A 537-nucleotide genomic window follows, 5' to 3' on the forward strand; every position below is an offset into this window, starting at 1 on the left:
CTGGCACGTTTAAGCTAAACGACCTAAGCAAATTGCTAGAAGTTGAAGGCCTAAAAAGCGACATGGCTGAAGTTGCTGTTACTAACAACAGTGCGCCATTGACGATTGGTCACTTCACTATGTCTCCAGGTGTTGAGTTTGAATACTTCTACGACTCTGTAGAGTACAAAGTAGTAACGAAAGGCAAGATCGTCATGCGTGATATGGAAGGCAACAAATACGTTGCTGAAGTAGGTGACGTTATTCTGTTCTCTGCTGACGTTAAAGTTATCTTTGATGCAGAAAGTGACGGTGAAGCAATCTACACAGCACACCGTCAAGCAGCTGAAGATTTTGCGCCTGCAAAATAATGTCATTGCCAAATGAATCCTTAAAGCCTTGAACCTTGTTTAAGGCTTTTTTTTATCGAGACAATGCAAGTTGGAGAATAAACCATGCCAGAGAATATCGTCGTTGAGGTGAGTAACGACAGAAGTTCACCCAAAAAAGTCACAATAAAAGCCTATTGTAATGAAAAGAAAAAACTCCCAAGTGCCG

At 41.3% G+C, this 537-nt stretch carries 1 protein-coding gene; it reads left to right on the forward strand.

All coding sequences use genetic code 11. The annotated features are described in order from the left end of the window. Positions 1-350, forward strand: a 350-nt coding sequence (locus PMAL9190_RS20020) for a hypothetical protein (RefSeq protein ID WP_087846973.1), incomplete at its 5' end; no start/stop codon positions are given. Positions 351-537 lie beyond the last annotated feature (187 nt).

The sequence above is a fragment of the Photobacterium malacitanum genome (genome assembly GCF_900185615.1).
In the GTDB taxonomy this organism is placed as follows: domain Bacteria; phylum Pseudomonadota; class Gammaproteobacteria; order Enterobacterales; family Vibrionaceae; genus Photobacterium; species Photobacterium malacitanum.